A 2,283-nucleotide genomic window follows, 5' to 3' on the forward strand; every position below is an offset into this window, starting at 1 on the left:
ATCATATTGTATATGAACTCTTACTAAACCTTGAAGATGTAGATTATAAAGAAGTAAAAGATAAGATAAAAAGAGTTTTAGATAGCGGAGAAGCCTTTGAAATGTTTTTAAAATTTGTTCACAATCAAGGCGGAGATATATCATATATTGAAGATATCAATAAGTTTGATAAGGCTAGATACGAGACTGAGATTTTGGCAGATGCTAGTGGCTATTTAAGCAAATATAAGCTTAAAGACATAGCAAAGACACTCAACGAATTAGGCGCAGGTAGATTAAAGAAAGAAGACAAGATTGATTACACAGTTGGCTTAATAAATGAAAAATGTATTGGCGATAAGATTGATAAAGGCGACTTATTATTTACAATAAGATCAAATGAAGAATTAAGTTCCAATCAATTGGATGCTTTAAAAGCTAGCGTCATCTATGGCGACAAGGCTGTAAAAGAAAAGCACATTTTAGAGGTGATTAGATAATGTTTGGCAATATTAATTTACAAGATATTATTATAAGAACAATAGCTGTGCTTGTGGCAATAATACCTCATGAGATGGCACACGGATACGCAGCATACCTTTGTGGTGATGAAACAGCAAAAAACGATGGTAGATTATCATTAAACCCACTTCATCATCTTGATCCTATTGGTACTATTTGCTTGATATTTTTTAAATTTGGTTGGGCAAAACCAGTTATGATTAATCCAAATAACTTTAGAGACAGGAAAAAAGGTACTTTCTTCGTCTCTATTGCTGGGGTTTTGACTAACTTTATCTTGGCTATCATTGCAGTTATTATTATGAAGTATATAAGGCTAAGTGACTTTGTATTTGAGATATTTATGAATATATTCTGGTTTAACATAATCTTAGGTGTATTTAACCTTATTCCTATTCCACCACTAGATGGATCAAAGCTGTTGTTTTCATTTCTACCACCAAAGTATGAGTATTATCTAATAAAGTACGAAAAATATGGCTATATACTACTCTTATTACTTATAATGACTGATAATCTTGATAAAATACTTATACCAATGGTTAATTTTATGATTAATCTGATAGGAAAGATAGTCTAATGTATAACGTTGAAATAAGCAGCTACAAAGGTCCTTTTGATGTACTATTAGAACTCATAGATAAGGACAAGATGGATATATTCGATATACCCATCAATGAAATAACAGAAAAATTTCTTGACTATATCAATACTTCTCAAGAGATAGATGTCGAAATGAGTAGTGACTTTTTAGTTATGGCATCGAGATTACTGGAGATAAAATCCAAAATGCTTATACCAGTAGAAAAGGATAATATTGAGGAAGATCCACGTCTAGAACTTAGTAAAAATATTCTTGAATACAAGATATTTAAAGATGTATCTTTGTACTTAAACACAATGTATGAAGAGTCGAATAACTTTGTATTTAAGCCAATGGATGAGATTGATGAAAAAGATGAAGCTTTAGACCTTAACTTTGACTTGAATAATCTATCTAAAGTACTTGTATCACTTTTGACTAATAAGAGAACAATTATCAAAGAAGAACCTAGCAGCATACGTAGAGAAAAATATAGTGTCAAAAAGATGACAAATGACATTGTTAAAAAGTTTAAGAAAAATAAAAAAGTAAAACTAAGTGAGTTTATTCCTGAAATAGTGGACGTAGCTTATGTAATTACCTTGTTTATCAGCGTTTTAGAGCTTATACAAAACAAAGTTATTAGCTACGAACAAGAAGCAACATTCTCAGATATAGATTTTACATACTTGGGTGATAATCATGAATGATATAAAAGAAATAATTAAAGCATTGCTATTTGCATGGGGAGATCCTCTCGATATCAAAACTATTAGCGATATATGCGAATTAGATATTGAAGAAATTGAAAGAGCTATAGAAGAATTAAGAAGTGAAATGGATTCATCAAACGATGGATTAAAGATCATCAGAATGAATAGCTCTTATCAGCTTATTAGCAGAGATATATACTTTGATTACGTTAAAAAACTATTGAGTGAAAAGCCAAAAAATAATCTAAGCAATGCATCTATCGAAACGCTATCAATAATTGCTTATAAACAGCCAGTTACTAAGATGCAAATAGAAAAAATAAGATCTGTAAAGTCAGATGGTCCTGTTAATACACTGCTTGACAGAGGCTTAATAGAAGAAGTAGGCAGACTTGATACCCCGGGCAAACCAATACTTTATGGGACAAGTGATATCTTTTTAAGAAGCTTTGGCATAGAGGATTTATCTGAGCTTCCAGATATAAA

General features: G+C 30.9%; 3 protein-coding genes and 1 pseudogene. All 4 read left to right on the plus strand.

The annotated features are described in order from the left end of the window. Window positions 1-479, plus strand: a pseudogene (locus Q0E71_RS06705) (hypothetical protein); the annotation flags it as partial. Beyond that, on the plus strand, window positions 479-1,081 hold the full coding sequence (locus tag Q0E71_RS06710; protein WP_294797249.1) for a site-2 protease family protein: 603 nt from the start codon (window positions 479-481) through the stop codon (window positions 1,079-1,081). The pseudogene Q0E71_RS06705 and the gene Q0E71_RS06710, both read left to right, overlap by 1 nt. Further along, window positions 1,081-1,794: a ScpA family protein gene (locus Q0E71_RS06715; protein ID WP_294797250.1), complete on the plus strand. Its 714-nt coding sequence runs from the start codon at window positions 1,081-1,083 to the stop codon at window positions 1,792-1,794. Before Q0E71_RS06710 ends, Q0E71_RS06715 begins: the two co-directional genes overlap by 1 nt. Then, window positions 1,787-2,283: SMC-Scp complex subunit ScpB (gene scpB / locus Q0E71_RS06720; protein ID WP_294797251.1), on the plus strand; the 497-nt coding region annotated here is incomplete at its 3' end. The genes Q0E71_RS06715 and scpB, both read left to right, overlap by 8 nt.

It is taken from the genome of uncultured Fenollaria sp. (assembly GCF_934202865.1).
Lineage (GTDB): Bacteria > Bacillota > Clostridia > Tissierellales > Peptoniphilaceae > Fenollaria.

Excerpts from the sequence above, each read along its gene's own strand:
- Q0E71_RS06710 (WP_294797249.1), top strand. The coding sequence starts at position 479 with ATGTTTGGCAATATTAATTTACAAGATATTATTATAAGAACAATAGCT.
- Q0E71_RS06715 (WP_294797250.1), top strand. The coding sequence starts at position 1,081 with ATGTATAACGTTGAAATAAGCAGCTACAAAGGTCCTTTTGATGTACTA.